The sequence below is a fragment of the Pseudoroseicyclus sp. CXY001 genome (assembly GCF_041714655.1).
Taxonomy (GTDB): domain Bacteria; phylum Pseudomonadota; class Alphaproteobacteria; order Rhodobacterales; family Rhodobacteraceae; genus Pseudoroseicyclus_A.
Genome location: NZ_CP168219.1, coordinates 2,693,355 through 2,717,383, shown reverse-complemented (window position 1 = coordinate 2,717,383; position 24,029 = coordinate 2,693,355). Strand labels below are relative to the sequence as shown.

Sequence of the window (24,029 nt, the reverse complement as noted above, 5' to 3'; positions counted from 1 at the left end):
CGGGCGGCCGGTTGGCCGCGGTTAGCTTGCCTTGCGACGTTGGCCTGGGCCGGGTGCGGCGCTCCGGGCGTCAGCAGCCCCGGCCGTGACAGGCACGCGGAGCGCCCGCCGCCCGGTGACGACCGCCTGCACCGGCCCCTCGAAGAGCGCGGCCAGAACAGGCGACCGGGCAGAGAGGCCGCCGGTATAGCAGCCATAGGCCGGCAGGATCAGCCTATGCGCGTCGAAGAGAAAGCAGGGCCGCGCCCGCCCGGCCCCGGGCAGCCCCAGCTTCGGGTGGTAATGGCCGGAGACTTCGCCGCTCACCTCACCGGCGAGGGCGATATGGCGAAAGGTCAGCGGCCCGAGGCGCAGCTCGCTCAGATGCGTCCCGCCAAGGCCGAGGGGGCCGGGATCGTGGTTGCCCTCCACCCAGATCCAGCGCCGCCCCTCCTGCAGGGCGAGGAGCTGCGCCCGCTCTGCCGCCCCGAGCCCACTGGCGGCGGCCGTGTCGTCGAAACTGTCGCCGAGGCACAGGACCGTGCCCGCCCCCGTCGCCGCGAGATCGGCCTGCAGCCGCTCCAGCGTCTGCCGCACCTCATAGGGGGGCAGGAGCGGCCCCGCCTCGCGCGCTACACGCTCGGACCGGCCGAGATGCAGGTCGGAGACGACGAGCATGCCATCGCCGGCCAGGTAGAGCGCGCCGGAGTGCAGGGCGGTGAGGCCCATCCCGGCGAAGGATATCTCGCAGGAGTTCATGATGTGTTCTATGCGCCCCGTGCCGCCCCCGCGCAAGCCGGGACGCGTGGGAAAGGGCGCCTTGCGCCGGGGGTGTGCGGGGCCGGGGGCGCCGCTCGGGCGTTGCGCGGACGGTGCGTTGAAAACCCACCCTACGGGGGTGAGCCGGGCGGGCCTTCATCCCATCTCCCGCCTCACTCGCTCTCGGCCAGCAGCTTCTCCGCCGCTTCCACCATCAGCCGCTCGCCTGCCTCGCCATCCACCGGCACCCGCCCGTGCTCGAGGAAGAGCGGCGCCGCGAAGGGGGTCAGGCCGGGCAGCACGCGGAAGTCCCATGTCCCGTGGCTGCGTGCCAGCATCTCCTCGATCCGCCCGAAATCGACGAGGCCGCGCATGGCCTCCTCCCGCGTGATGCCCATCAGGATGTGCTCGGGCGCGTAGCGCACCAGCGTGTCGTAGAGGATGTCGGAGGAGAAGGTCGCCTGCCGCCCGGTCTTCCGCCCGCCGGCGCCCATGTTGCGCTCGATGAGCCCGGCGATGGTCGCCGAGGCTCGGAAGGTGCGCTTCATCACCGCGTTGCCCTGCAGCCAGGTCTCGAACTCCTCGCGAAGCGGCGCGGCGGCGAGGAGGGGGCCCGGGTCCGTCACCGGCTCCAGCGACCAGACGAGCGTCGCGTAATCGGTGGAGACGAAGCCGAGCGGCGCCAGCCGCGCATCCTCCATCCGCCGGGTGAGGAGCAGCCCCAGCGTCTGCTGCGCGTTCCGCCCGGCGAAGCCGTAGAAGCAGGCGTAGTGCCGCCCCTCGTGGGGGAAGCTCTCGACCAGCAGCTCCCCCGGCCCGGGCAGGCGCGAGACCTCCTCCTGATGGGCGAGCCAGCTCCGCGTATGCTCCGGCAGCCGCGCGAAATCCCGCGCCTCAAAGAGCCGGAGGAGCCGCTCCGAAAGCCGGGTGGAGGTGGAGAACTTGGTCCCCGTGTAGACGGCGATCTTCGGCTTGCGCCCCCGCTCGCGGGAGACCTCGACGGCCATCTCCTTCAGCCCCTCGAAGCGGACGATCTTGCCGCCGAAGAGGAAGGTATCCCCCGGCGTCAGCGAGGCGGCGAAGCCTTCCTCGATCTCGCCGAGGGGCGTGCCTTGCCCCCGCATCCGCACCTTCAGAAGGTCGCTGTCCTGGATCGTGCCGATGTTCATGCGGATGCGGGCGGCCGAGCGCGGGTCGCGGAGCGTCCAGAGCCCGTCCCGCAGCATGAGCCGCTGCCAGCGGTCATAGGCGCCGAGCCCGTAGCCGCCTGTCGCGCAGAAATCGAGCGCCTCGTCGAACTGGGCGCGGGAAAGGCTCCGGTAGGCGCCGCAGCCCTTCACCTCGCGGTAGAGTTCGCCCTCGTCGAAGGGTCCGGCGCAGGCGCGGATGAGGATGTGCTGGCAGAGCACATCCCGCGGCCCCGGCCCCCGCGGGTCACCGTCGAGGTCATGCGCCTTCGCGGCATCGAGCGCGGCCAGGCATTCGAGGATCTCGAAGCGGTTGGCCGGCACGAGCAGCGCCTTCGACGGCGCGTTGTAGCGGTGGTTGGCCCGGCCGATCCGCTGGATCAGCCGCTTGACGTTCTTCGGCGCGCCGATCTGGATGACGAGGTCGACATCCCCCCAGTCGATGCCGAGATCGAGGCTCCCCGTACAGACGATGGCGCGCAGCTCCCCCGCCACCATCGCCGCCTCGACCTTCTCGCGCTGAGCGCGGGCGAGGGAGCCGTGATGGATGCCGATCGGCAGGTTGTCGGTATTCGCCAGCCAGAGGTTGTGAAAGAAGATCTCCGCCTGCGCGCGGGTGTTGTGGAAGATGAGCGTCGTCCGGTGGCGCCGCACCTCCTCCAGCACGGCGGGGATCGCATAGGCGCCGCCGCCGCCGGCCCAGGGCGGGCGCTCCTCCGTCTGCAACATGCCGATGTCGGGCTCGGGGCCGGGATCGGCATGAAGCACCGGGCAGGGAGGGATGGAGACGAGGGCCGCCAGCGCCTCGGGGTCCTCCACCGTGGCAGAAAGGAACACCCGGCGGAGCCCGGGCGCCAGCGCCTCGAGCCGGGTCAGGCAGAGGAGGAGCTGGTCGCCCCGCTTCGATTCCGCCAGCGCATGGATCTCGTCGACGACGACCCGCTGGAGCCCGGCGAAGATGCGAGGCGCGTCCTCGTAGGAGAGGAGAAGCGCGAGGCTCTCCGGCGTCGTCAGCAGAATCTCCGGCGGGTCGGCGCGCTGGCGGCGGCGGGTGGTGGCGGAGGTGTCGCCCGTCCTGTCCTCGATGCGGATGTCGAGCCCGGCCTCGGCGACCGGGGTGCCGAGGTTCCGGCGGATGTCGGCGGCCAGCGCCTTCAGGGGCGAGATGTAGAGGGTGTGGAGGCCGTCATGCGGGCCTGACGCCAGCTCGGCCAGCGTCGGCAGGAAGCCCGCCAGCGTCTTGCCGCCGCCGGTGGGCGCGATGAGGAGGAGCGCCGGCTCGGAGGCCCGCGCCAGCATCTCCGCCTGATGCGGATGCAGCGCCCAGCCGCGGCGGGCGAAGAAGGCGTCGAGCGCGGCGGGGAGGGCGGTCATGCGCCAGATGTAGGGGGGCTTTGGCGTGCAGTCCATGCGGCGGGAGGCGTGGAGGGTCCGGGAGCGAGGGGCCGCCTGCCCCTCGCGCTCCCCGGAGATATTTGAAAAGGGGCAGCAGGCGGGAGCTCTCTTGTTCATGCCCCTTCGCAAATACCTCGGGGGCGTGGGGGCTGGCCCCCACCGATCGGGGGTCTGTGGGGCCGAAGCCCCCCAGGAAAGCGGGGGGGCGGGGGCGGCAGCCCCCGCACACCCTACTTCACGATCACCTCGTCCTTGACGAACATGTTCGCCCAGGCCCGGTCGATCAGCTCCTTCGTCATCTGGTAGGGGATGCCCTCGAAATCGCAGATGGCGGCGATCTGGTCGATCAGGAAGACTGGCTGATAATTCGCAAAGACATTGTCGATCGTCGGGTACTTCTTCTCGATCAGGTGGATGAGCGCCTCTTCGTTGAGCGGCATCCGGCGCTTGCGGGCCACCATGGCGAAGATCTTCAGGAAGTCCGCGCGGCTCGGCCCGTCGATCTTGATCTTGAAGAAGATCCGTCTGAGCGCCGCCTGGTCGAAGATCTCGCCCGGATGGAAGTTGGTGGAGAAGATAACGAGCGTGTCGAAGGGCACCTCGAACTTCTCGCCGGACTGGAGCCCCAGGATGTCGCGGCCCTCCTCGAGCGGTACGATCCAGCGGTTGACGAGCTTCTGCGGCGGCACCGCCTGGCGGCCGAGGTCGTCGACGATGAAGATGCCACCGGTGGCCTTGAGCTGCAGGGGCGCCTGATAGGTCCGCGCCGTGGGATTGTAGACGAGATCGAGCATCGAGAGCGACAGCTCCCCGCCGGTGATCACCGTGGGCCGGTCGCAGCGGACATAGCGGGTGTCGAAGCGGCCGGAGGTGCGGCGGAGCGCGTTGGGATCGTCGAGATCCTCCTCCGCCGCCGTATGCACGATCGGGTCGTAGACCGTGATGACCTGCCCGGAATATTCGATGGCCCGCGGCACGTAGATCCGGTCGCCCAGAGCGTCGCGGATGCCGTTGGAGATCGAGCTCTTGCCGTTCCCCGGAGGCCCGTACATCAGGATCGACCGGCCGGAGGTGACGGCGGGGCCGAGCTGGTCGAGAAGCTTCGGCGGCAGGACGAGATGGCCCATGGCGGAGGTGAGCTGCTCGCGGGTGATCTGGATGTTGCGGATCGACTGGCGGTCGACCTGCTCGGCATAGATCTCGAGCGGCACCGGCATGGCGCCGTAATATTCCGACTGGGCGAGCGCATCGAGCGCCCGGGCCTTACCGGCCTCGGTGAGGCGATAGCCCATCTCGGTGCCCGCATTGGCCGAAAGCGTGCCCGTCGCCTCGAGGAGGAGCTGGCCACGCGCGAGGTCGACGAGCTCCTGCGTCACCGGGCGGGGCAGGCAGATGGCGCGGGCGATCTCGCTCACCTCCGAGGCATTCGTGCGGAACATCGTCTTGAGGAGGATGTCGCGCATCATCACCAGCGGCAGCTGCATCTGGTTGAGCTGGCGGGGCGCCGGGGGGGCGAGGGGCGGCTGCGGTTCCATGTTCATCGGCTCGGCTCCGAACGTCGGGTCGGCGGCGAGGATGGCGGGGAATGGTGGCGAAAGGATGGAAAGGGCGGGGGCGCGGAGGGGCAGTGCCGGCTGAAACCCTGGCGGCGACCCGCGCCCGTCAGTCGCCGATCAGGCCGAGGGCGAGGTAGAAGACCAGCGTCGCCGAGAGCGGCAGACCCATGGGGAAGCGGCGCCCGGATTCCCAGCTCTCCCAATCGGGCGCGAGGCGGCGGAGCGGCGTCGCGCGGGCGACGCGGTGCGCCACGAAGCTGGCGAGCAGGCAGGCGGCGAAGAGGAGGAGGATCAGCCGGAGGTCGGCCAGCGCGATGAAGGGCGCGGCGGCGGCGGCGAATTTCGCATCGCCCGCGCCCATGGCGCCGACGGCGTTGAGGAGGATGCCGATGGCCAGCACCACCGCCAGGTGACTGTAGCGCCAGAGGTAATCCGGCAGATCCAGCGCCACCGGCCCCAGCACCACGAAGACGGCGAGAAGCGCCAGCACCGCGCGGTTGGTGATCTTCATGTCGCGGAGGTCGGACCAGCAGACGTAAAGGCAGATCGGCACCACCAGCGGCAGGAAGATCGCCGCCTCGCGCATGGTCACCGCCAGCATCGTCACAGGGCCACGTTCTCTTCGAGCGCCCGCAGCGCGCGGACGGCCTCTTCGAAATGCTGCGGATGGGTGTCGATCGCCTCGGCGAGGAGCTGCTTGCCGATGTTGATGTCGTTCTGCTTGATGGCCGTCAGGGCGGCCGTATAGAGCAGCTCGGCCCGCTCGACCTGGGTCATCGGGATCACCGGCAGCTCGTAATTGTGCTGGGCGCCGCGCGCCATGACGAGGTTGTTCTTCGCGGTGAAGAGCTGCGGGTCGTGGCGGAGCGCATCCTCGAAAAGCCCCTCCGCCGCGCGGAAATCGCCGCGCGAGAGCTTCGAGAAACCCCAGTTGTTGAGGACGCTCGCGGGCGTCGTGGTCAGGCCCGCCGCCGTCTCGTAGAAGCTGTCGGCGCGGGCCCAGTCCTCGCGGCTGTCGGCGATGATCGCCTCGAGCCGGTAGCGCTCGAAGGTCTCATAGGTGGGCGGGATGGCGTCGAGCGTCGCGCCGGCATCCTCCCAGCGGTCGGCCCGGATGAGGGCACCGGCGAGGGAGACGCGATCCTCGTTGGTCGCCTCCGGATGGGCGAGGACGGTCTGCCAGGCGGTCACCCCCTCCGCCGCGCGCCCGGCGCGGACCAGCGAGATGGCGAGCCCGCGCTGCAGGTCGATGCGGCCGGGGTTGGTCTCGAGCCCGCGGGAGAAGTAGCTGACCGCCTCGGAGGGGTCGGCCACGGTGAGCATGACGTCGGAGAGATCGGCATCGGCGGCGAGGTCGACATCCGCCATCGCCCTGTCGACGATCTCGTCGCCCGATTGCGAACAGGCGGACAGGCCAAGGGCCCCCGCCAGAAGGGTGTACTGCATCGCGCGGAGCATGGCTGCCCTCGTTTTCTGCCTCAGAGCGGCGCGAGGATCAGGTAATCGCCCTGCCCGCGCCGAACCAGTTGGAACTCTTCGTTCTCTTGGGGCTCAGCATAGAGCGCCGCGTCGCGTCTTGCGAGCGCCAATCGCAGGTTGTCGCGAATCTGGTCGGAATTTCCGTTGTCCGTTGCGTAGGCGCGACGAAACGCCTCCGCCGCCTCGGCCACTTCGCCGCGCTCCATGAGGATCACGCCGAGGTTGTTCCAGGCCGGCGGGAAGGTCGCATCCTCCTCCACGGCGCGGCGGAGGATCTCCTCCGCCTGGTTCAGCCGGCCGAGCCGGAGGTTGGCGGAGCCCATGGCGGAGAGCGTGTCGATGGTCAGCCCGTCCTCGGTGGCGGCGCGGGTGTAGGCGCGCAGCGCCAGCTCGTATTCCCCCGCCTCCATCAGCCGGTGGCCGATGATGAGCCCGTCGACATCGGGCTCGCCGGAGGGGCCGGGCGCATAGACGCCGCCGGAGCTTTCGTTGAGCTGGCCGCCGCCGCAGGACGCAAGAAGGGCGAAGGCCGCCAGCGCCAGGCCGGCGCGCCGCCTAGTTCTGCCCCTGGTCGATCTCGTGACCTTCCGCAACGCCGGTTTCTTCTGCTGCCCCACCACCGCCGAGCGTCTGGTAGATATCCCAGACCGACGGCCCGATCAGGATGATGAGAAGCGGAGGCACGGTCAACATCATGGTCGCCAGCGTCATCTTGGTGGGCAGGGTGTTGGCCTTCTCCTCCGCCCGCATGACGCGCTTGTCGCGCATCTCGGCGGCGTAGATCCGCAGCGCCTCGGCGATCGAGGTGCCGAACTGCTGGCTCTGGATCAGCACGGTGACGAAGCTCGTCACATCGGCGACGCCGCAGCGCTCGGCCATGTCGCGCAGGACCGCGGTCTTGTCCTTGCCGGCCTTCATCTCGTAGGCGACCATCTCGTATTCATGCGCGAGCTCGGGGAAGCCGGTGCGGAGCTCCCGGGCGACGCGGATGATCGACTGGTCGAGCGACTGGCCCGCTTCGACGCAGACCAGCATCATGTCGAGCGAGTCCGGAAAGCCGTTGGTGATGGCCTTCTGCCGCTCCTGCTGGCGCTTGTTGACCCAGTATTTCGGCAGCATGTAGGCGACGATTCCGGGCCCGAGCCCGTAGAGCACCAGGTCGCGCGTCGTCGGATCGCCGGTGGCCGAGAGATAGAACGTATAGGCGACGCCGAGCACCAGCCCGGCGAGGCCGAGCGCGAACTGCGAGAAATGGTAGATGCGTACGGCATTCTTGCTGGAATAGCCGGCCTGCAGGAGCTTGAGGCGCGAGGCGGAATATTCCTCCTCGTCCTTCGGCTCGAGGAAGTTGGAATAGCGCTCCAGCTTGTCGGTGCGGCTGGCGGTGCGCAGCTTGTCCTTGGTGGGGCGGGCCGCCGTGGCGGTGGCGGCGCGGTTGCTCTCCTTCAGCCGGTCGAGCGGATCGGCCTCGCGCTTGAGGTAGAAGGGCAGGGCGACGGCGATGAGCACGATGCCGAGCACGCCCGCCGCCACCACGGGGGCGAGCGGGCCGAGGGAGGTCCAGAGGCCGAGCGCCTGGGTCGTCAGATTGTCGAGCATGGCTCCCCCTCAGACCTTGATGTTCACGAGTGCACGCATGACGATGAGGTTCACCACCAGGAAGGCGCCGACGACCAGGCAGGCGGGGATGAAGACCGCCGTCTCCTTCACCTCGTCGTAATAGCCCGGCTGCATCACGTTGATGCCGATGAGCGCGAGCAGCGGGAAGGCGGAGAGGAACATCCCCGACCATTTCGCCTCGGCCGTGATGGCCTTCACCCGGCGGAACAGGCGGAAGCGGGCGCGGATCACCTTGGCGAGCCCGTCGAGGATCTCGGCAAGGTTGCCGCCGGCCTGCTGCTGGATCGTCACGGCCACGGCGAGGAAGCGCAGGTCCTGCATGTCGATCCGCTCGGCCATGGCCTTCAGCGTCTCGCCCATGTCGCGGCCATAGGCGGCCTCGTCGGCGATGACCCCCATCTCGGAGCCGAGCGGGTCGGGCACCTCCTTGGCGACGATGTTGATGGCGCTGGAGAAGGGATGGCCGACGCGCAAGCTGCGGACCATGAGCTCGACGGCCTCGGGCAGCTGCTCCTCGATCAGCGCCATGCGCTTCTTGGCCTTGTTGTTGATCCAGGTGTAGACGCCGCCGATCCCCATCGCGACGGCCACGAGCGCCCGCACCGGAGTGCTAGCCTCGGTGGCATAGGTCAGCCCCATGAAGGCCACGGCGGCCAGCGCCGCCATGACGCCGATGAGCTGCACCGGGGTAAAGGCGATATTGGCATGCTGGGCCTTGCTGGCGAGGAGAGAGTAGAGCGGGATGCTCTGGCTCTTCATGTGCTGGGTCATCTCCTTGCGGAGCTGGTCCAGCACCTCTTCGCGGCGGCCGCCCTTCTCGAGCAGCTCCAGCCGCCGGTTGACCCGGGAGTTGAGCTTGATCGACTTGCCGAAGGCGACGAGATAGACGCCCTCGACCAGGACGAGGACGGCCACGAAGATCAGGCCGTAGATGATCGGTTCGGGCGAAAGCGTCATGGCGCCTATCCGTTGAAAGGTTCGAAGATCGCCGCCGGCAGGTCGTATCCCCAGAGCCGGAAGCGTTCGGAGAAGTGGCTGCGCACGCCGGTCGCGGTGAAATGCCCGATGATCTTGTTCTCGGGCGTCAGGCCGGTGCGCTGGAAGCGGAAGATCTCCTGCATCGAGATGACATCGCCCTCCATGCCCGTGATCTCGGTGATGGAGGTCATGCGCCGCGAGCCGTCCTGCAGGCGGGAGGCCTGCACGATCAGGTTGACGGCCGAGGCGATCTGGCTGCGCATCGCCTTCAGGGGCATGTCGACGCCGGCCATGGCGATCATGTTCTCGAGGCGCGAGATGGCGTCGCGGGCGGAGTTGGCGTGGATCGTGGTCATGGAGCCGTCGTGGCCGGTGTTCATGGCCTGCAGCATGTCGATGACCTCCTCGCCCCGCGTCTCGCCGACGATTATGCGGTCGGGCCGCATCCGCAGGGCGTTCTTCAGGCAGTCGCGCGCCGAGACGGCACCGCGGCCCTCGACGTTGGCCGGGCGGCTCTCCATCCGGCCGACATGGCTCTGCTGGAGCTGGAGTTCGGCGGTGTCCTCGATGGTGAGGATGCGCTCGGAATTGTCGATGAAGGAGCTCAGGGCGTTGAGCGTCGTCGTCTTGCCCGAGCCGGTCCCGCCCGAGACGATGACGTTGAGCCGGGTCGCGACCGCGGCCTGCAGAAACGCCGCCATCTCCTCCGAGAAAGCGCCGTAGCGGACGAGATCGTCGATGCCGAGCTTGTCCTTCTTGAACTTCCGGATCGAGACGAGCGAGCCGTCGACCGCGATGGGCGGCACCATGGCGTTGAAGCGCGAGCCGTCCGCGAGGCGGGCGTCGACATAGGGGTTCGATTCATCCACCCGCCGGCCGACGGCGGAGACGATCTTGTCGATGATCCGCTGCAGGTGCCGCTCGTCCTTGAAGGTCACGTCGGTCAGCTGCAGCCGGCCGCCGCGTTCCACGAAGATCTGCTGCGGGCCGTTGACGAGGATGTCCGAGACGCTGTCGTCCTTGAGCAGCGTCTCGAGCGGGCCGAGGCCCGTGACCTCGAAATAGAGGTCCTGGTTGAGCTGGGCGCGTTCGTCGCGGTTGAGGACGATGCCGAGCTCTTCGAGCGTCTCGGCCGAGATCGCCTGGATCTCGGTCCTCAGCTCCTGCTCGGAGGCCTTCTCGAGCGCCGCGAGGTTGAGGTTCTCCAGCAGCGCCTTGTGCAGCTCCAGCTTGATCTCGCCGAGCCGTTCCTTGCGCTTGCGCTCCTTGTCGGCCGGCGCCGCCTCGGCGTTCTTGCCCGGCATGGCCCGCATCAGCGCCTTGCGCTGGGCGGCAGCGGGCTGCGGGTCGGGCTGGGGCGCCGGGGTGGCGGCGGGGGTCGCGGTTTGCCTGGCCGCCGGGGCGGCAGGCGCCGCGGTCTGGCCGGGCCGCGGGGCGGCGGCGGCGGGGCGGGCGTCAGGCTTCTTGTACTTGGAAAACATGGGTTTCTCTCACATCAGCCCTTGGCGCGCGCATCCGCTTCGGCATTCACCTCATGCACGGATTTGGCGAGTTTCTGGATCTCCTTGCGGAGCGCATTCTTGGGGGCGCCGATGCCCAGCGCCGCGCCGTGATCGTTGACCTGCACGACCTGCTTGCCGCCGTCGGGCAAGAGCACCTCGATGGAGATGCCGAGGCTCTCCGCCAGGCGCTTGACCCGCGACTTGCCGTTGAGATCGGTGAAGCCGGGGGCCCGGTTGAGCACGAAGCGCAGCTTCTCGAAGGGCAGATCCTCCCCCTGCAGCGCCCGCTTGAGGCGCAGCGCGTTCTGGGCGGAGCGCATATCGAGCTCGATCAGCGCGAAATAGACATGGGAGGCTTGCAGGACCGTCTCTGACCACTCGACCATCGTGGTCGGCATGTCGATGACGACATAGTCGAAATTGAGCCGCGCGGTCTCGATGATCCGCTCGACATCGGCCGGCGTCAGCAGGTCGACCGGCACCAGCTCGGCCGGCGAGGTCAGCACCTGCAGCCTTTCCTCGTAGGGCAGTAGCGCCTGCAGGAAGCTCTCGCTGTCCATCGCGTCGATGTTGGACAGGAGCTCCAGCACCGCCTCGCGGCGCGGCAGGTCGAGATAGGTCGACACGGTGCCGAACTGCAGGTCGAGGTCGATCAGGCAGACCCGCGCGCCCTCGCCATCGGCCGCCAGCGACAGCTCCCAGGCGAGGTTGGTGGCGAAGGTGGTGGAGCCGGTGCCGCCGGCGAGGCCCTGAACGGGGATCACCACGCCGGAGCGGTCGTCCTTCGCCTTGATCGGGGTCGGCGCCGCATCCTGCCGCTCGGGCGGCTCGCCCATGCGGCGGATGGCGCGGTCGAGCTCGCCCTCGGGCAGCGGATAGGGGATGAACTCGTCACCCCCCTCGCGGAGAAGCTGGTGCAGCGCGGCGGGCGAGACATCCTCGGCGATGAGGATCACCTTGATCCCCCGCGCCTTGGCGGAAGTGATGACCTCCATCAGCAGCGCCAGGTCGGCCTCGTCCTCGGAATCGAGGGCAAGGGCGATGAATTCGAGCGAATCCGCCTCCGGCTGGTCGAGGAAGGTCAGCGCATCGGTGAAGCTGAGATCGCCCCAGCGCTCGCCGAGCGAGGCTTCCATATCCTCGATCAGCAGGTCGAAGATCTGCACGTCGCGGCTGACGGTGCAGGCCACGATCGGCTGGGGATCGGGTTGCAAGACGGCAGTGCTTCCCATTTCGCCTTCGTCCTCATGTCTGGCCCCCGTACGCGCGGGGCGTCGGAACAGGCGCGGGGCCTGGCCGACGCGGCGCGAACAGAATCCGCGCCGTCGATGTCAGACGATGAGGGTCAATCGGGGCAGGAATCGGGCCCCAATGTTGGAATTGTTGGGGCAGGGGGTACGATCCTCGCGAACGCGTGACCCCGTTTCCGGGGCGGGGACGCTAGCTGTCGCCGCCGCCCGTGTCGCCGCCGCCGCCGGAGGCGCCGCCACCTCCGCCGCCGCCGCCACCTCCACCGGAGATCGCGGCCCCGGCGCCGGTGACCGTGGGCTCGGCCGCGGCGGAGGCGACATAGTCATTGTAGATGACATGCGCATATTCGCCGTTGAGCACCGTGCCGCTGCCCGAGGCGAAGCCGGAGACCTCCGTCACCGTCCGCCGGTTGGCGCGCTCGGGGTTGGTCGTGGCGATGAGCGGCTGGGTTTCCCCATAGGAAACAACCGCTTCCAGCCGACCGCGCGAGATGCCGCGCGAGGTCAGATAGGCCACGGCCGCGTTGGCGCGGCGCAGCCCGAGATTGTAGTTGTAGGCCTCGCTGCCGACGAGATCGGTATGCCCGTAGACCCGGAACTTCAGATCCGGGTACTGGGCGATGAAGGCGGCCTGGGCGTTCAGCGCGGCGCGGGCGGCGCTGTCGGGCACGGCGGAATCGAAGGCGAAGTTGATCGTCGTCGTGACGCTGGCGGTGAAGCTGGCGTTGACGTCGCCGAGATAGGCCACCTCGCCGGTCTGCACGGCCAGGTTGTTGGCGGTGGCGACGCCGAAGCCGACATCGCCCGCGGGGCCCGGCGCGCAGCCGGCCAGGAGGCCCAGCAACGCCGTGGTGGAGATCAGTCTGCGCATCGTCCTCACCCCGTCAATCGTCGAGCACATAGCCGTAGGGGCTGGAAAAATCCTGCCGCGCCACCTCGCCGGCCGCGCCGGTCGTCGGCGCATCATTGCCGGTGACCCGCCCGAAGAGGAAGAGGTCACGCTCCGACGGCGGGCGCACCCTGTCCGTCGGCAGGGCCAGCGTATCGCCGCGGGTGGGCGTGACGAGATGCGGGGTGATGATGATGACGAGCTCGGTCTGCTCGCGCTGGTATTCCGCCGAGCGGAAGAGCGCCCCGAGGATCGGAATGTCGCCGAGCCACGGCACTTGGCCGTTCAGGTCGCGGAAGTCGTCGGTCAAGAGGCCGGCGATGGCGAAGCTCTCGCCGTCGCGGATCTCGACGACCGTCGAGGTCTCGCGGCGCCGGAAGGCATCGACGGAGAAGCCGTTGACGTTGACGCCGTTGGTCGGGTCGATGGACGACACCGCGGCCGACAGCTCGAGGTTGATGAGATCGCCGTCGACGACGCGCGGGATGAAGTTCAGCTCCACGCCGAAGGGCTTGTAGGAGATCGAGACGGCGCTGCCGTCGCTGATCGGCACGGGATATTCGCCGCCGGCGAGGAAATGCGCCTCCTGCCCGGAGAGGGCGGTGAGGTTCGGCTCGGCCAGCGTGCGGACGACGCCGCGGGATTCCAGCGCCTCGAGCAGCATCCCCACCTCGACGCCGCCGGCGTTGAAGCCGAAGAGGAAGGCGCCGTTGTTGAGGTTCGCTGCCGGGATGTTGCCGCCGAAGGCATTGGCCATGGCGCCGGAGGTGTTGAGCGTGTTCGCGCCGCCGGACAGCCCGAGATTGCCGCCGAGCGCGGTGCCCTGCAGCGTCAGCGAGGACGACAGCGACTTGGCGACGGAGCGCTGCATCTCCGCGAAGCGCACGCGCAGCATCACCTGCTGCTGGCCGCCGACATCCATGAGGTTCGACACGCGGTCGGGCGCATAGCGCTGCGCCAGCTCGAGCGCCCGGTCGAGCGCCACGATGGACGAGACGGTGCCGGACAGGACGATGCCGTCATTGGCGGTGCGCACCTCGATGGGCTCTCCGGGCAGCACCTGCGCCAGGCGCTCGCGGAACTCGCCGACATCGGGGGTGACCTGCACCTCCACATTGGTGATGAGCCGGCCTTCGGCATCGAGGATGGTCAGGGTCGTGCGGCCCGGCTCCTTGCCGAGGACGTAGATCGTCCGGTCGGAGAGGGAGGAGATGTCGGCGATGCCGGGGTTGGCGATGGAAAGCTCGGCGAAGGGCGTGTCGCTCTCGACCACCACGGCGCGGTTCATCGGCACCTGCAGCGCGCGCGACGGCTGGCCGCGGAGGACCTGAAGGGTCTCCGCCATGGCCGGCGCAGCAGCGACGCTGCCGAAACCGGCAAGGAGGGCGAGAGTCGCCACCCTGAGAGCTTTGTGAAATTTCATGTGACCTGCCTCTCCAGTCACGCGCGACATGCGGGTCTTCTGCCCGCCTTTGCGTCACCCTTGCACCCGAAGGTCATCAATTCAAGAAACAGTGGCTTGGGCGGCTTACCTCATGTGGGCAAACCGCAACAGCCGACGGCGCCGGTCGTCCGGCGCCGCTTGTCCTTTGGTTCGATTTCGGCAAGCCGACGCGCCGGCCTTTTCCGCCTCAGCTCGGGCAGGGAATCGGGATCTCCACCACCTCGGACCCGCGGCGGGTGCGGATCGTGCAGACCTCTTCTTCCATCGGCGGCGGCGGTGCCTCCTCGACGGGGATCTCCTCCTCGACGATACCGAGAAGCGAGCGCTGATCGACCTCGACAGCCACGGCCACCGTCTCGTCGGAATAGCCGACGAGCGCGAGCGACAGCTTGCCGGTGGCCGCCGCCTGGGCGAGCGCCGCGACCTGCTGGGGGTTGGCCTCGACCGTCACGGTGCGCGCGACGGCGGCCTGCGAGCGGCCGGTATCGGCGGTCTGGTCGACGGCGACGAGGCGCAGCCCCGTCTCGATGAGCTTGGTCACCTCGCGGCCACCGCCGGAGACGGAGCGGGCGATGGAGCCCGTCCAGAACACGTCCACCCGGTCGCCGGGCCGCAGGAAGCCGGAGACGCCGGAGGCGACATCGACGGAGATCGCGAAAGCGCGCATCCCGGGCTGGAGCCGCGTGGTGATGCCGGCATCGGCGCCGGGCTCGGTGACCTTGGCGGCCAGCACGGGCTCGTTCGGCTCCATCTGCCGCGCCACCATGCGCAAGGAATCCGACCCGTCGGGGAAGAGCTCTTCCGCGGTCCGGAAGACGCCTTCGGGCAGGAAGGGCGCGGGATAGGGGATCAGCCGCACATCCTCCGGCGACAGACGCTCGCCGAATTCCATGGTGCGGGTGACGGCATAGATCTCGACGGTGGGCACGCGGGAGGCGGCGGCGGCGCGCTCGTTGGCGAGCGCCCGCTGCTGCGTATCGAGGTAGCCCTTCACCGTGTAGACGGCGAAGCCGGCCAGGCCGAGACCGATGATGAGCACGAGGCCGAAAACGGCGCGCATGTCTTTCCCTTTCTGCTCGAACCGGGGCCGTGGCGGCCCCGGCGCCCTGCCTTAGTCTTCCGTCACCATGCCGCTGAGCTGGGCACCGACGGAATCGGCGGGATCTGTCGCGGCATCGCGGATGGTCACCACGAGGCCGACGCTTAGAAAGCCAATGGCGGCGGTCAGGACGACCCAGTCGACGGTGACCGCCCCGCTTTCGCTCTTGCCGAAGGCTCTGAGATGTCGACGCATGTCGGCAGCCCTCCTCGTTAAGTTCATGGACCCGTACTCGCGGTGGAATGTGGCGGAACTGCGCCACCCGCTAGGTGGTTTGGTGAAGCCGGGCCGATGGTTTAGCCCCTGTAAAAGCAGGCGTTTCAAACGGCGAAGGCCGCGCCCGGGAGGAGCGCGGCCTTCGATCTTTCAAGCGCTGACGGATCAGCTGTCGGCCGTGACCATGCCGGTCAGATCGGCACCGATATCGTCGGCGAGGTCGCCGGCGCCGGACTGGATGGAGCCGAGAACGGCGATGCCGAGGCCGACGATGGCGGCGGTCAGCACGACCCAGTCGACGGTGACAGCGCCAGATTCGTCAGCGCGGAATTTCTTCAGGACGTTGAGCATTTCAAATCCCTCCTCAGGGTTTCACTCGGTTTTCACACACCAAGCGGTTCTCGTCGGGCCGGCCTCTCCTTGGCCCGATCCCCGTCTCGGATGGCCCCATATAGCCGGCGGAATCGGGCGGGAATTTGTCACCTTTCGACCGTTTGTGGTATATCTCCGTGGCACCGCTAAAATTGTCAAACTATTGATATTATTGGCAAACCTCGCCAATTGTCACCGAAAGTCCGCAGGAATGCGGCAATGCGGGCCGGGGCGGCTGCCCTCATCGGCCCTTTCATGCGAGGATCGGCCAACGACGGGGGCGACCAGACCACCCGCGAGACGAGGCAGAGCATGAAACGCATCCTAGGCACGGCGCTGGCCGGGCTGGTCCTTGCTGTCGCGGGGCCCGCCGCAGGCCAGGACACGCGCCTGCAGCCCGATTTCACCTTTCGCCGCGTCTCTGCTCCGCCCGCCGGCTCCGCGCCGCGCATCTCGGTGCAGATCGACCCCACGGCGCCGAGCGCCATCCGCGCCGGCAATTCCGCCTTCGCGCCGCGCGAGCCGGTGACCGATCTCGCCGCCGCGCCGGAGGCGCTGCCGGTCGCCATGCAGCCCGGCGCCGCGCCGAGCGCTGTCGACTGGTTCTGGGCCGTGGTGCCGGCCGAGCTCGGCATGGGCGCCGCCGAACGGGTCAATGCCGCGCTCGGCACGCTCGCCGCCCCGCCGGACGAGGCGGCGGCGCTGCCCGTCCCCCGGCTCGCGACGTTGCAGGGCATCGCCGAGGCGCATGGCCGAGACATCCTCGCCGCCACCATCGGCACCGATGTCTCCCCGGCGCTTGTGCTCGCGGTGATCGCCGTCGAAAGCGCCGGCAATGCGGGGGCGGAGAGCCATGCCGGCGCCGCGGGGCTCATGCAGCTCATGCCCGACACGGCCACGCGCTTCGGCGTCAGCGACCGGCTCGACGCCGTGCAGTCCATCCGCGGCGGTACGGCCTATCTCGACTGGCTGATGCGTCATTTCCAAGGGGACGCGGTGCTGGCGCTGGCCGGCTACAATGCCGGCGAAGGCTCGGTGCGCGACAATGGCGGCGTGCCGCCCTATGCCGAGACGCGGGCTTATGTGCCGAAGGTGCTCGCCGCCTGGCGCCTCGCCCGCGGGCTCTGCCAGACGCCGCCGGAGCTGCTCTCCGACGGTTGCGTCTTCACGGTGAACAACCTCTGACCGGTCTCAGCCGCTGAAGAGCTCCGCCCATTCGGGGTGGCGCCGGCGCTGGGCGTTCACATAGGGGCAGAGCGGCACGATGCGGAAGCCCTTCTCGCGCGCATCCGCGAGGAGCGCGTCGAGCAGCAGCCGGGCAAGGCCCTGGCCCTCCAGCGCCGTCGGCACCTCGGTATGTTCGGCGATGACCAGCCGGGGGGAGGAGAGCGAGAGCACCAGCTCCGCCACCCCCTCCGGCCTTTCGATGAAGTAGCGGCCCTTGCCGCCCCCCTCGTCGTAGCGGACGTCAGACAATCGTCGCCTCGGTCGCGGCGCGCATCTCGTCCTCGGTGACCCCGTCGGCCAGCTCGACGATGCTGAGCCCGCCCTCGACGACATCGAGCACGCCGAGATTGGTGATGATCCGGTCGACCACCCCCGCGCCGGTGAGCGGCAGGGAGCATTCCTTCAGGACCTTCGATTCTCCGTGCTTGTTCTGGTGATCCATCACCACGATGACCTTGCCGACGCCGGCGACGAGATCCATCGCGCCGCCCATGCCCTTCACGAGCTTGCCGGGGATCATCCAGTTGGCGAGGTCGCCATTCTCCGCCACTTCCATCGCGCCGAGGATGGCGGCGGCGATCTTGCCGCCGCGGATCATGCCGAAGCTCTGCGCAGAGTCGAAATAGGCCGTGCGCTTCAGCTCGGTGATCGTCTGCTTGCCGGCGTTGATGAGGTCGGGATCCTCCTCGCCCTCATAGGGGAAGGGACCCATGCCGAGCATCCCGTTCTCGGATTGCAGCGTGATGTCCTTGTCGCCCACGTAATTGGCGACGAGCGTCGGGATACCGATCCCGAGGTTCACATACATGCCGTCTTCCAGCTCTTCAGCGGCGCGCGCCGCCATCTGGCTCCGATCCCAGGGCATTTCCCGTCCTCCTCAAAGGGTCCCGGCGTCGAGACCGCCGGGAATGTCTATCGTGATGCGCGTGCCGTCCGCACCGGTGTCGATCGCAAGCGTCGCCTCCAGCTCGGCCAGGAGCCCCGCGAGGATGCGGCCGCCGACAGAGGCGGCGCGCGGCCATTCGGCCCCTTCGGCGAGTCCGGTGCCGTCATCGTCGAAGATGAGGCGGAGGTCGTCGCCGTCGGCGGTGGCCACGATCTGGACGCGGCCGCTCTCGCGGCCCTCGAAGGCGTGCTTGACGGCGTTGGTGACGATCTCGGAGGCCAGAAAGCCGATCTTGCCGCCGACCAGCGTCGAGACGCGGGCGCCCTCGGGGGCGTCGACGCCGATCGTCACGCCCTCGGCGCCGCCCGTCCGCGCCACGGCATCGGCGATGCGCTGCAAAAAGGGGCCGAGAGCCACATCGCCCGCCGCGCGGTCGCCGGCCGGGTCCGACAGCTCTTCGTAAAGCGCCTGCAGCCCGGCGAGCCGCTCGCTGAGATGCTGGAAGGGCCCCGGCTCGGCGGCGCGGCGGCCCTCGATGCGGATGAGCGAGCCCAGCATCGCCAGGTGGTTCTTCACCCGGTGCTGCAGCTCGCGCACCATGCGCGTGCCGAAGTTGATCGACCGCAGCCGCTCGGCCCGCGTCAGCGGCTTCTGCATGCCGAGGAAGTAGCGGATCTCGCCATTCTGCCGCACGGGCGTCATCACCAGCCGGTTGACGAAGCTCGAGCCGTTCTTCCGGTAATTGAGGATGTCGATCGTCGTCTCCACCCCGTCCGCGATGGCGCGGCGGAGGAGCTCGATATCCTCGGGATCCGTCATCGGGCCCTGCATGAAGCGGCAGTTGCGGCCGAGCACCTCGTCGCGCGTGTAGCCCGTCACCGTCTCGAAGGCGGCGTTGACGTAGACGATCGGATTGTCCGGCAGGCGCGGATCCGTCACCAGCAGCGAGATGTTCGAATGGTCCAGAAGCGCCATCGCCTCCCTGTCCGAGAAGGCCTCGGGCGGGATGGGGGAAGGGAAGGTCTCGGTCATCGGGGGTCCATAAGGTGCCTTGGGGTGTACCGCAAACCTATCAGCCCGCGGCACCCGGCCGAAACGTCATATGACATCACGGCCGCTGCCCATCAGGCCTCTTCCCGCTGGCGGACGGTGCGCTGTTCGATGCGCTTCTCGTGCTGCCCCTGGATGATGCGGTGCACATAGATGCCGGGCAGGTGGATGGAATCGGGCTCGAGGCTGCCGGTCGGCACGATCTCCTCCACCTCCATCACGCAGACCTTGCCGCACATGGCGGCGGGCGGGTTGAAGTTGCGGGCGGTCTTGCGGAAGACCGCATTGCCCGTCTCGTCCGCCTTCCAGGCCTTGACGATGGAGAGATCGGCGAAGATGCCGCGCTCAAGGATATAGGTCTGGCCGTCGAACTCCTTGTGCTCCTTGCCCTCGGCGATGACCGTGCCGACGCCGGTCTTGGTGTAGAAGCCGGGGATGCCGCAGCCGCCGGCGCGCATCCGCTCCGCGAGCGTGCCCTGCGGGTTGAATTCCAGCTCCAGCTCGCCCGAGAGGTACTGCCGCATGAATTCGGCATTCTCGCCGACATAGGAGCTGAGCATCTTCTTGATCTGGCGCGTCTCGAGCAGCTTGCCGAGCCCGAAGCCGTCGACGCCGGCATTGTTGGAGGCGACGGTGAGGTCCTTGGTGCCGGCCTCGACCAGCGCCTCGATCAGCAGTTCGGGTATGCCGCAGAGCCCGAAACCGCCGGCGGCAATCATCATGCCGTCAAAAAGGAGGCCGTCCAGAGCCTCTGCGGCCGAGCCGTAAACCTTCTGCATGACACCCCTCCTCGCTGTCGTCAAAAGACGTTGTCGCTTGCAGCCTTGGCAAAGTCAACGCGGCCACAGGCCCCGGGATGGTGATAATTGCTGCGGTGCGGCAGGCTCAGCCGGCGCCCGGTTCGGGCGGCGTCTCGCTGCCCGGCTCGGGCATGTGCTTCACCGCCAGCGCGATGCCGAAGGTGAGGATGCCGAGCCGCCCGGCCGTCATCAGGACGATGAGGATCAGCTTGCCCGCCGCCGTCAGCTCTGACGTCAGCCCGAGCGACAGGCCGACCGTGCCGATGGCCGAGACCGCCTCGAAGAGCACAGATTCGAAAGGCTGGCCGGCCTCCGTGGTGAGGAGGAGGATCATGGCGACGCTCATGACCCCGGCGTAATAGGCGAGCGAGGCGGCGGCGGTGCGGATCTTCTCCTCCGGCAGGCGGCGGTTCATGAAGCGCACCTCGCGTTCGCCGCGGAGCGTGGCGCGCACCAGCGCGAAGAGCGCCGCGAAGGAAGTGGTCTTGAGCCCGCCGCCGGTGCCGGCCGGCGAGGCGCCGATGACCATAAGCACGATGAGCGCCATGATCGAGGCCGGCCCGAGCGCGGCGATGGGCACGGTGTCGAAGCCCACGGTCGTCGCGGCCGACATCGTCTGGAAGAAGGCGGCGAGCAGCCGCTCGCCGAGGGGCAGGGCGGCGATGACCGGGTCGTCGATGGCGAGAAGCGCGGTGCCGAGGACGAGGAAGGCCAGCGTGATCCGCACTATGATCTTCGTCGTGAAGAAGGCCCGCGCCCGCCGCCGGCGGAGCGACCGCCAGATGTCGACGACGATCAGGAAGCCCATGGCGCCCATCAGCGACAGGGCCGAGATCACGGCGACGACGCCCGGATGGGCGCTGAAGGCCTCGAGGCTCGTCGGGAAAAGCGAGAAGCCGGCGGTGCAGAAGGCCGAGACGGCATGGAAGAGCGCCGACCAGAGCGGCGCCTCCACCCCGGCCGCCTTCAGCATCGGATAGAGCGCCGCCGCCCCGGCCGCCTCGGCGATCAGCGTGAAGATGACGACGGAGGCAATGAAGGGCTGCAGCGCCATCTTTGCCGGCAGCTCGAACGCGGTGCGGGCGTTGCGCTCGCGCTCCGCCGAGAGATGCCGCTGCACGGCGATCAGCGCGAAGGAGCCGATGGTCATGTAGCCGAGCCCGCCCATCTGGATGAGCGCGAGGATCACCAGCTCGCCGAAGAAGGTGTAGCTGCTACCCGGGTCCACGGTCACCAGCCCCGTGGTGGAGACCGCCGAGGTGGCGATGAAGAGCGAATCGAGCGCCGCGACGGGCACCGTGCGCGAAAACGGCAGGAGCAGCAGCAGCCAGCCGGCCAGCATATAGGCGAGATAGCCGATGAGAAGGCCGCGCGCCGGTCGCTCGGTCAGATGCCGATAGGCCCGGGCAAGCCGGGCGGACATGGATGTGAAGGTCATGGGGGGGTCCTGAAGGGCGCCGCCGGAAGGTCGGGGCGGCGATCTGGCTCCTGCGGTGGACATGGGCGGCCCGGGAAGGGCCGCCCCGATAAACGCCGCCGGTGGCGGGCAGGTTCCCGCGCCCTTTAGCCTGCGTCGCTTTTGGGCTCGGCCTTCTTGGCGGCCGGCTTCTTCGCGGCCGGCTTCTTGGCCGCGGTCTTCTTGGCCGGCGCCTTCTTCGCGGCGGGCTTTTTCGCCGCGGCCGCCTTCTTCGGCGCGGCTTTCTTCTTGCCCTTGCCGCTCTTGGCCGCCTTCTCGTTGACGAGCTCCACGGCCTGGTCCAGCGTCACCGCCTCGGGCTCGACGTCCTTGGGGAGGGTCGCATTGACCTTCTCCCACTTCACGTAAGGTCCGTAGCGCCCCGGCATGACAGAGATCGCGCCGCCGTCCGGATGCTCGCCGAGCTCCTTCAGCGGCTTGGCGGCGGCGCCCCGCCCGGCGCCGCGGCTGGCGGCCTTCTGGGCGAGAAGCTCGACGGCGCGGTTCATGCCGATCTCGAAGACCTCGTCGGCCTCCTTGAGGTTCGCATAGAGCCGCCCGTGCTTCACGAAGGGCCCGTAGCGGCCGATGCCGGCCTCGACCGGCTCGCCATCCTCGGGATGCTTGCCGACCTCGCGGGGGAGGGAGAGGAGCCGCAGCGCCTTCTCCAGATCCAGCGCCTCGGGCTCCCAGCCTTTCGGCAGCGAGGCGCGGGGCGGCTTCGGCACCTCCTCCGTCACATCGCCGCGCTGGACGTAAGGCCCGAAGCGCCCGTCGCGGAGCGTGATCGGGTCGCCCTGGTCGTGGCCGAGGAGCTTGCCCTCGGCGGGGATGTTCGATTCCTCAGCCCCGGGCGGGCCGAAGGGCCGGGTGTAGCGGCATTCGGGGTAGTTCGAGCAGCCGATGAAGGCGCCGCCGGAGCGGGCGGTGCGCATCGACAGCCGCCCCGTGCCGCAGTTCGGGCAGGCCCGCGGGTCGGAGCCGTCTTCCGTCGGCGGGAAGAGATGCGGCTCGAGCACCTCGTTGATCTTCTCGAGGACGTCAGTGATCCGCAGCTCGGAGGTCTCGGCGATGGCCGCCGAGAAATCGCGCCAGAACCGCGCCAGCACGTCCTTGTACTGCGCATCGCCGGCGGAGACACTGTCGAGCTGCTCCTCAAGCGCCGCCGTGAAATCGTATTGCACGTAGCGGTTGAAATAGTTGGAGAGGAACGCCGTCACCAGCCTTCCCTTGTCCTCGGGGATGAGGCGGCCCTTGTCCTTCTTCACATATTCCCGGTCCTGGATCGTCGTGACGATCGAGGCATAGGTGGAGGGCCGGCCGATGCCGAGCTCTTCCATGCGCTTGACCAGCGTCGCCTCGGTGTAGCGGGGCGGCGGCTGGGTGAAATGCTGCTCCGGCGTGACGGCGCGCTTGTCGGCGGCTTCGCCCTGCGCGATCTGCGGCAGGCGGTTGCCGTCTTCGTCGTCATCGACGCTGTCGTCGCGGCCCTCTTCATAGATGCGGATGAAGCCGTCGAAGAGCACCACCTGGCCGGTGGCGCGCAGGCCCACCTGCCCGTCGGACGAGCCGATGTTGACCTCTGTCCGCTCCAGCCGCGCCGCCGCCATCTGACTGGCGAGTGTGCGCTTGTAGATGAGATCGTAGAGCTTGCGCTGGTCGGGGTCTGAGATCTTCAGCCGGTCGGCGGAGAGCGTCATGTCCGTCGGGCGGATGCACTCGTGGGCTTCCTGCGCGTTCTTGGCCTTGTTCTTGTACATGCGGGGGGAATCCGGCAGGTACTCCGCCCCGTATTTCGCTTTGATCGCCTCGCGGGCGGCCATGACCGCCTCGGGCGCCATGTCGATCCCGTCCGTCCGCATATAGGTGATGAGGCCGGCCTCGTAGAGCCGCTGGGCGGCCGACATCGTGGCCCGGGCGCCAAAGCCGAACTTGCGGCTGGCCTCCTGCTGGAGCGTCGAGGTCATGAAGGGCGGCGCAGGGTTGCGCGTGCCGGGCTTGGCCTCGACGGAGGTGACCTTGAGGTCGCGTTTCTGGATGGCGGAGACCGCCATATCGGCCGCACCGGCATCGCCGAGGTCGAATTTCTCCAGTTTCTTGCCGGCGAGGGTGACGAGCCGGGCCTCGTAGGTCTGGCCGCGCGGGGTGGCGAGCTCGGCCTTGACGCTCCAGTATTCCTGGGCGCGGAAGGCCTCGATCTCCATCTCGCGCTCGACGATGAGCCTCAGGCACACCGACTGGACGCGCCCCGCCGACTTGGCGCCGGGCAGCTTCCGCCAGAGGACGGGCGAGAGGTTGAAGCCGACGAGATAGTCGAGCGCGCGGCGGGCGAGGTAGGCCTCCACCAGCGGCGCATCCACCTGGCGGGGATGGGCCATGGCCTCGGTCACGGCGCTCTGGGTGATGGCGTTGAAGGTGACGCGGGAGACCGCGGTGTCCTTCTTGATCGCCTTGCGGGCCGTCAGCGCCTCCTGCAGGTGCCACGAGATCGCCTCGCCCTCGCGGTCGGGGTCGGTCGCGAGGATGAGCGAGGGGTCGTTCTTCAGCGCATCGGCGATGGCCTTCACATGCTTGCGGCTGTCTGCAGCGATCTCCCAGGTCATGGCGAAATCGGCGTCGGGGTCGACGGATCCGTCCTTTGGCGGCAGGTCGCGGACATGGCCGTAGGAGGCGAGGACGATGTAATCCGGCCCCAGATATTTGTTGATCGTCTTGGCCTTGGCGGGAGATTCGACGACGACGACGGGCATGGGCGGACGGATCTCCCTCGGGGGCGGCCCGAGAGCCGGGCCAGGCGGGCCGGCCGGGGCCGGCGATTGGGGCGCGACCATGGGGGCGCGCCGCGGCGATTGTCAATCCGGGGCCGGAAAGGGCGGGGAGGGGGC

Annotated in this window: 22 protein-coding genes; 1 reads left to right on the top strand and 21 read right to left on the bottom strand. The window is 68.7% G+C overall.

Translation table 11 applies throughout. From position 1 onward, the window contains the following. Nucleotides 1-21: 21 nt before the first annotated feature. From pdeM to ACAZ03_RS13185, 15 genes are all read right to left on the bottom strand, one after another. Nucleotides 22-738 carry a ligase-associated DNA damage response endonuclease PdeM gene (pdeM, locus tag ACAZ03_RS13255; protein WP_373354278.1) on the bottom strand — a complete coding sequence of 239 codons (717 nt, stop codon included), beginning with the start codon at nt 736-738 and terminating at the stop codon, nt 22-24. Between the two features lie 173 nt (nt 739-911). Next, complete coding sequence (locus ACAZ03_RS13250; protein ID WP_373354276.1) at nt 912-3,299, bottom strand: ligase-associated DNA damage response DEXH box helicase; 2,388 nt, start codon at nt 3,297-3,299, stop codon at nt 912-914. A 251-nt stretch (nt 3,300-3,550) separates the two neighbouring features. Beyond that, nucleotides 3,551-4,861: an ATPase gene (locus ACAZ03_RS13245; protein WP_373354274.1), complete on the bottom strand. Its 1,311-nt coding sequence runs from the start codon at nt 4,859-4,861 to the stop codon at nt 3,551-3,553. A 121-nt stretch (nt 4,862-4,982) separates the two neighbouring features. Beyond that, nucleotides 4,983-5,477, bottom strand: a complete 495-nt coding sequence (locus ACAZ03_RS13240; RefSeq protein ID WP_373357083.1) for a prepilin peptidase — start codon at nt 5,475-5,477, stop codon at nt 4,983-4,985. Between the two features lie 2 nt (nt 5,478-5,479). After that, a complete protein-coding gene (locus tag ACAZ03_RS13235; RefSeq protein WP_373354273.1) occupies nt 5,480-6,334 on the bottom strand; it encodes a tetratricopeptide repeat protein in 855 nt (284 codons plus the stop codon). Nucleotides 6,335-6,354: 20 nt separating this feature from the next. After that, nucleotides 6,355-6,948, bottom strand: coding sequence for a tetratricopeptide repeat protein (locus ACAZ03_RS13230; RefSeq protein ID WP_373354271.1), 594 nt, complete (start codon nt 6,946-6,948; stop codon nt 6,355-6,357). Continuing rightward, nucleotides 6,911-7,954, bottom strand: a complete 1,044-nt coding sequence (locus ACAZ03_RS13225) for a type II secretion system F family protein (RefSeq protein WP_373354269.1) — start codon at nt 7,952-7,954, stop codon at nt 6,911-6,913. Before ACAZ03_RS13225 ends, ACAZ03_RS13230 begins: the two co-directional genes overlap by 38 nt. Nucleotides 7,955-7,963: 9 nt before the next feature. After that, nucleotides 7,964-8,932, bottom strand: a complete 969-nt coding sequence (locus ACAZ03_RS13220; protein ID WP_373354267.1) for a type II secretion system F family protein — start codon at nt 8,930-8,932, stop codon at nt 7,964-7,966. A gap of 5 nt (nt 8,933-8,937) precedes the next feature. Next, complete coding sequence (locus tag ACAZ03_RS13215) at nt 8,938-10,434, bottom strand: CpaF family protein (protein WP_373354265.1); 1,497 nt, start codon at nt 10,432-10,434, stop codon at nt 8,938-8,940. A gap of 14 nt (nt 10,435-10,448) precedes the next feature. Further along, nucleotides 10,449-11,687, bottom strand: coding sequence for a CpaE family protein (locus ACAZ03_RS13210; protein ID WP_373354263.1), 1,239 nt, complete (start codon nt 11,685-11,687; stop codon nt 10,449-10,451). A 208-nt stretch (nt 11,688-11,895) separates the two neighbouring features. Then, nucleotides 11,896-12,576, bottom strand: a complete 681-nt coding sequence (locus tag ACAZ03_RS13205) for an OmpA family protein (RefSeq protein WP_373354261.1) — start codon at nt 12,574-12,576, stop codon at nt 11,896-11,898. A gap of 13 nt (nt 12,577-12,589) precedes the next feature. Further along, nucleotides 12,590-14,017, bottom strand: a complete 1,428-nt coding sequence (locus ACAZ03_RS13200) for a type II and III secretion system protein family protein (RefSeq protein WP_373354260.1) — start codon at nt 14,015-14,017, stop codon at nt 12,590-12,592. Between the two features lie 208 nt (nt 14,018-14,225). After that, a complete protein-coding gene (gene cpaB, locus ACAZ03_RS13195) occupies nt 14,226-15,098 on the bottom strand; it encodes a Flp pilus assembly protein CpaB (protein WP_373354259.1) in 873 nt (290 codons plus the stop codon). Between the two features lie 51 nt (nt 15,099-15,149). After that, on the bottom strand, nt 15,150-15,332 hold the full coding sequence (locus tag ACAZ03_RS13190) for a hypothetical protein (protein ID WP_373354258.1): 183 nt from the start codon (nt 15,330-15,332) through the stop codon (nt 15,150-15,152). A gap of 186 nt (nt 15,333-15,518) precedes the next feature. Beyond that, the gene (locus ACAZ03_RS13185) at nt 15,519-15,704 is read right to left on the bottom strand and encodes a Flp family type IVb pilin (RefSeq protein WP_373354256.1); all 186 of its coding nucleotides are present in this window, start codon (nt 15,702-15,704) and stop codon (nt 15,519-15,521) included. 333 nt (nt 15,705-16,037) lie between these two features. Here ACAZ03_RS13185 and ACAZ03_RS13180 point away from each other — a divergent pair, with 333 nt between their 5' ends. Continuing rightward, a complete protein-coding gene (locus ACAZ03_RS13180) occupies nt 16,038-16,910 on the top strand; it encodes a lytic transglycosylase domain-containing protein (protein ID WP_373354254.1) in 873 nt (290 codons plus the stop codon). Between the two features lie 6 nt (nt 16,911-16,916). On the opposite strand, the gene ACAZ03_RS13175 is transcribed toward ACAZ03_RS13180, so the two are convergent. From ACAZ03_RS13175 to topA, 6 genes are all read right to left on the bottom strand, one after another. Next, nucleotides 16,917-17,201, bottom strand: coding sequence for a GNAT family N-acetyltransferase (locus tag ACAZ03_RS13175; protein ID WP_373354252.1), 285 nt, complete (start codon nt 17,199-17,201; stop codon nt 16,917-16,919). Next, the gene (locus ACAZ03_RS13170; protein WP_373354250.1) at nt 17,194-17,817 is read right to left on the bottom strand and encodes a 3-oxoacid CoA-transferase subunit B; all 624 of its coding nucleotides are present in this window, start codon (nt 17,815-17,817) and stop codon (nt 17,194-17,196) included. The genes ACAZ03_RS13175 and ACAZ03_RS13170 overlap by 8 nt, the downstream gene beginning before the upstream one ends. A 12-nt stretch (nt 17,818-17,829) precedes the next feature. Continuing rightward, nucleotides 17,830-18,870 carry a PAS domain-containing protein gene (locus ACAZ03_RS13165; protein ID WP_373354248.1) on the bottom strand — a complete coding sequence of 347 codons (1,041 nt, stop codon included), beginning with the start codon at nt 18,868-18,870 and terminating at the stop codon, nt 17,830-17,832. A gap of 92 nt (nt 18,871-18,962) precedes the next feature. Next, on the bottom strand, nt 18,963-19,667 hold the full coding sequence (locus ACAZ03_RS13160; protein ID WP_373354247.1) for a CoA transferase subunit A: 705 nt from the start codon (nt 19,665-19,667) through the stop codon (nt 18,963-18,965). A 106-nt stretch (nt 19,668-19,773) separates the two neighbouring features. Next, entirely contained in the window at nt 19,774-21,126 is a 1,353-nt protein-coding gene (locus ACAZ03_RS13155; protein ID WP_373354245.1) for a TrkH family potassium uptake protein, read from the bottom strand. A 125-nt stretch (nt 21,127-21,251) separates the two neighbouring features. Further along, on the bottom strand, nt 21,252-23,894 hold the full coding sequence (topA, locus tag ACAZ03_RS13150) for a type I DNA topoisomerase (protein ID WP_373354244.1): 2,643 nt from the start codon (nt 23,892-23,894) through the stop codon (nt 21,252-21,254). Nucleotides 23,895-24,029: the final 135 nt, after the last annotated feature.